Source organism: Methanoculleus sp. UBA291 (assembly GCF_002499755.1).
Lineage (GTDB): Archaea > Halobacteriota > Methanomicrobia > Methanomicrobiales > Methanoculleaceae > Methanoculleus > Methanoculleus palmolei.
In genome coordinates, this window is record NZ_DANC01000006.1 from 17,827 (window position 1) to 22,256 (window position 4,430).

At 61.6% G+C, this 4,430-nt stretch carries 6 protein-coding genes; 3 read left to right on the forward strand and 3 right to left on the reverse strand.

Features of this window, described 5'->3' with window-relative positions; translation table 11 throughout:
• Window positions 1–61: 61 nt before the first annotated feature.
• The gene (locus BP737_RS01250; protein WP_292393851.1) at window positions 62–409 is read right to left on the reverse strand and encodes a hypothetical protein; all 348 of its coding nucleotides are present in this window, start codon (window positions 407–409) and stop codon (window positions 62–64) included.
• Between the two features lie 668 nt (window positions 410–1,077).
• Between BP737_RS01250 and BP737_RS01255 the strand changes: the two genes are divergently transcribed.
• Window positions 1,078–2,010, forward strand: a complete 933-nt coding sequence (locus BP737_RS01255) for a phosphotransferase (RefSeq protein WP_292393849.1) — start codon at window positions 1,078–1,080, stop codon at window positions 2,008–2,010.
• 50 nt (window positions 2,011–2,060) lie between these two features.
• On the opposite strand, the gene BP737_RS01260 is transcribed toward BP737_RS01255, so the two are convergent.
• Window positions 2,061–2,885, reverse strand: a complete 825-nt coding sequence (locus BP737_RS01260; RefSeq protein WP_292393847.1) for a hypothetical protein — start codon at window positions 2,883–2,885, stop codon at window positions 2,061–2,063.
• A gap of 42 nt (window positions 2,886–2,927) precedes the next feature.
• On the reverse strand, window positions 2,928–3,413 hold the full coding sequence (locus BP737_RS01265) for a GTP-binding protein (protein ID WP_292393845.1): 486 nt from the start codon (window positions 3,411–3,413) through the stop codon (window positions 2,928–2,930).
• Between the two features lie 292 nt (window positions 3,414–3,705).
• Here BP737_RS01265 and BP737_RS01270 point away from each other — a divergent pair, with 292 nt between their 5' ends.
• The gene (locus BP737_RS01270; protein ID WP_292393843.1) at window positions 3,706–4,059 is read left to right on the forward strand and encodes a hypothetical protein; all 354 of its coding nucleotides are present in this window, start codon (window positions 3,706–3,708) and stop codon (window positions 4,057–4,059) included.
• Between the two features lie 108 nt (window positions 4,060–4,167).
• Window positions 4,168–4,430, forward strand: a 263-nt coding sequence (locus BP737_RS01275; RefSeq protein WP_342685821.1) for a HEAT repeat domain-containing protein, incomplete at its 3' end; no start/stop codon positions are given.

Consider the following 4,430-nt stretch of genomic DNA (forward strand, 5'->3'; position numbering starts at 1 on the left):
TGCTCTTTTAAGTCCATAAGGTCAGGTTATCGTCGCAGCATATACCGTTTCCGGATGTGGTCTACAGCACCCCGCATCCGGAGAGGTGATAGAGCCTGCGGACCCGTTCGGCCGCCTCTTCCGATACCGCCTTCTGGATATGGATGAGGGCGGTATCGAGGTCTTCTTCCGGCATGCATCCGAGGTCTTCCCGACCGGAGAGGATCTGGTCGGTGAGGTAGCGCCAGTCTTCGTCCGAGAGGCGGCCGGCCCGTTCCGCAAAGTCTTTTTCGTCGACGGCGATGTGATTAGAGACCGGCGGGAGGATCGAGTGGAACTCGTGTCCCGCCTCCGGGCAGAGGATGCCGCTGTATTCGGGGGCCAATTTCCGCAGGATGGCGAAGTCCTTCTCGTCAAGTTTGCGCGTCATGATTCCGTTCACCCCAACCGGCCTTGCAAAAACATTCGTTTATTGCCGGCTCCGAAAGAGGGCAGGCATTTGTTTCTGCTCAAGCGCCCGTCCCTCGCCGTACGAATGGTTGCGACCGGCATGATGTCCCGGGAGAATGTGGGGGTGAGCGGTATTTATCTTGCGGGGGTGAAGGGGGTGGAGCGGGAAGACCCCACCCTTCAGGGTGGGGATGGCACGGCACAACCCAAAGGGTTGTGCCTGTCAGGAAGATGCGGAGCATCTTCCGTGAAGCGGAACCGCCCTTCCTGTAATCAATTTCGATACGATACATTCTTCTATCAATCCATCCAATAATGCTCTATCTGTGTTGCGATAACCAAGCAACCTGGTATCAGGCGCGGAACGCGCCGTTGAGCCTGTGGACCTGCCTCAATGGAGGAAGAATGAAGCAGGAAGCCGCGCCCAAAAGGCGCGGGGTAGTTCACCGTTGTGGGAAGGCGTCCGGAGAGAAAAAGCCGGACCACCTGCCCGAAGGTCTCGCACACCTCCAGACGTCATTGCTGTTCCTCAAAAGAAGCATGAGGACATCGGGGTCGACCCTGCAACAGGGGATACCTTCATTGTTCCCGGAGACTCCCGGGTCTTTCATAACGTCATGCCGGAGAGGCCGGGAGAAGAGGGGTCGGGTGAGCATCGAAAGAGCGGTCGGACGTCTGGAGGCCGGCGATGTGTTCAGGGACTGGCTGGCTGGCGTCCTTTGGGACCGGCTTCCGGAGCCGGACGACGAGGCCCGGGTCTACCGGATAGAGCCGGCGTCGCACGTCGTCTGCCGCTACGAATTTATTGATGCGGGCATCAGCGTGATCGGCAAGTTTTTCGGCGCGCCGACGGGCGCGAAGACCCGCTATGACGCGAATGCGGCGATGATGAACGAGTTTCACCTGCTCCGCAGCATAGCACGGTGGGTCCGCGTTCCCGGCGCACTCGCGACGAACAGCCGGTTTCATGCGGTCCTCGTGACCGAGTATGTTCCTGGCAGAACCCTGCGGGAACTCCTCGCGGCGGGTGAGTCCCTCTACGAACCCCTGACCGGCGTAGCGCACCTGCTCCGTCGGCTCCACGAGAGTACGCAGACCTCCTGCGACCGGGAGCGCGATTTTGCCTACTTTCACGCGTTGCTCGATCAGAACGGCCTTCCGGCACCGGGGAGAGAGAGGTTCGGCCGTCTTCTCGGGGCGTGGCGGCACAGCCCGCGGATCTGCCCCGACGCAGGCTGCGTGGTCCACGGCGACGCCACGCCCGGCAACTACCTCTTCGACGGCGGCACCTGCGCGGTCGACTTCGAGGGCTCCAGAGACCACGCGCACCCGATCCGCGACCTCGGCATTCTCGCTTCCGAGATCAAGGCCTCGCCCGGGTCCGCCCGGGCGGAGGACTATATCGGCCACCTGCTCTGGCACTACAGCAACGGCGAAGAAGAGTTCCGCCGCAATACCGCGCAGCTTCCCTTCTTCATGGCGCTCGGCTATCTCAGGATCGCACGGCTGCCCTGGCGGGCGGCAGAACGTGACTGGCTGCTCGGGGAGGCAGAGGCGTGTCTCGCCGCGGGCCCCGGGTAGCGAGAGTCCTCCATCGATATCCCGATACGATAGAGGCCCTGCAGGCGCTTTTACGCCATCTGCGCCCGGATGTGCTGCACCGTCTCCGGATACCGCTTTCCAAGCCGGCCCTCTTTGAGGTTTTCCTGGATAATCCACCGGATATCTGCGTCATCGAGAGTCGCAAGCTGCCGCAGGTACTCAAAGCCGATCCCGGGGAGGGCGGCGATGACCGGACTGAGTGTGTAGCCGAGCGCTTCCCGAAGCGCTCTGAATGCCTCGGACTCCCTCTCCTTTGCCATATATACGCGGATCAGAGTCTTGCGGTGGAACCGGAACGCGGCCTCCGCGAAGTCCGGCTCGGCCAGCAGGTCCGGTTCGGCAACCCCGGTGATCACGGCCCGCATGGCAGGCCAGGACCCCCCTTCCACCCAGTCCTCCAGTCCCGGGACTGTCGTCTCCCGCTGGAGGGAGAGGAGGTCCCGGATCGCCATTGCCGCCGCCTCCCGGACCCGCCGCCGCGGGTCGACCGCCGCCTCCGCAAGGTGCGCGAGCGCCGCCTCAACGCATTCCGGTGAGAGGGACCCGATCGCTCCGATGCCCCGGACACCGCAGAACGGAAGGAACTCGTGGGGGTCGTCTGTCGGCGCATCTTCCGGGGAGATGCAGGATAACTCGACGCAGAGGGTCCACAGGACCTGGTTATCGTCGGCGTCGGCACCTGCGAACTCCCGCACGGTCTCGCTGAACGCTCCTGCAAGTTCCAGGTTTGCCCGGGGCCCCGGCAGGTTGCTCCCCGCGACAAGGTAGGTGAGAAGATCCTCGGCATTCCCGCCTGTAAGGAAACTCGAGAGGAGCCGGGCAATCTCCCTGATATAAGACTCTTTGCGGGTCATTGTCTGCAGAGATCAATGACTCACAGGCAGTAAAAATGATCGCTACCCGGCGACCAGGGTTGCAACAAAGGCATCAAGTGCCGCGTAGACGTTCTCGCCGTTCCGCGCAGAGATAGGGTGCACCGTCTCTCCGGGAAGGTCCCGGCGGACGGCTTCGGGCACCGCGCCCGGGCAGTCGCACTTGTTCGCCATGAACACGAGCGGCACGTTGAGCGCTTTGAGGTAACTGTAGAGGTGCTGCGTCATCGCGTCTACCCCGGTGGTGGCGTCAACGACGATGATCGCGCCGTCCATTCCCCGCGAGAGGATCTGCCGGACGAACTCGAACCGCTCCTGCCCCGGCGTCCCGAAGAGGTAAACCGCCTTATCCCTCACCTGTAACCTGCCGAAATCGAATGCCACCGTCGTGGGACCCTCGTTTGAGGTCGCTTCGATGTGGCGGCTCCGGGGATCGAGAGCCTGGATGAAACTGGACTTTCCTGCATTGAACGACCCGAATACGACGATCTTGAGCCTGTCTTCTGCCATCACCCTTGTATCTGCACGGAGGCGTTTTAGGGTTTCGTTATGATAACGCCGTAATGAGGGTAAAGACGCCTCCGGACCACTCTTTCGCGAATTGTTTTTCCCATGAACACGATGAGCGAAATAATCACTCGACAGCGCCGTGACTCCACAGAGCACCGCTACGTGATTGTCCGCACCTCTTCCGGTCGTCCTCCCGGCGCTCTCCCGACCGTCGTCACTCAAAACCTTTCGGGTCTCTCAAACTCCGGTTATTGCTGAAAAAAGATATACTGCTAACCCCAAAGTACCGGGTATGGGGTCGGAGGAGACGGACGTCGTCGCACAGGAAGTCATGACCGCCCTGGATACTCTCTTCCTTGCAGAGAGGCGGGCAAAACTCCAGGTTGCTGCTCTTGAAGAGCGGCAGTATCCTCTCGCCGCGACGTTCGGGATGGTCCGGGAGATGGAGGCCGAGAGCGCCATCGAAGAAGCTCTCGCCGGATTTGGTTTCGAGTATTACACCGTCGGCGACGATGCCGAACTCTGGATCTCGGACGAGCACGGGCTGATGGTCTTCCTCTCCTTCACCACCACGGACGGGCGGTATTACAACTACAGGATCGTCGCGTTCGACGTCATCGGCGAGGACAGGGAAGAGGATGCATGACGTTCAGGCGGCGGGGCACTCCGTCGCCCGCCGTGCGCATATCGTGCCGGGTGCTTATATACCGTAAACGACATCTGGTCTGCAGCAGAAAGTAGTGGTGGGATCACAATGGAACGTTCGATAAAACGCCTCATGGAAGATCGAGAGAAGCGATGTGAGGAGAATCTCGGCAAATACATCGAGCAGCTCGGGCACGAGAGCACTCCCTACCGGTTACGGGCGGTCGAGGCGCTGGGGAATTGTGCCGATGCGCGGGCGGTCGAGCCGCTGATCTCCGCCCTCTCCGACAGCGAGAACGAGGTTCGCTGGGTCGCGGCGCAGGCGCTCGGGAAACTCCGCGACGTGCGTGCAGTCGACCCGCTGCTCCCCCT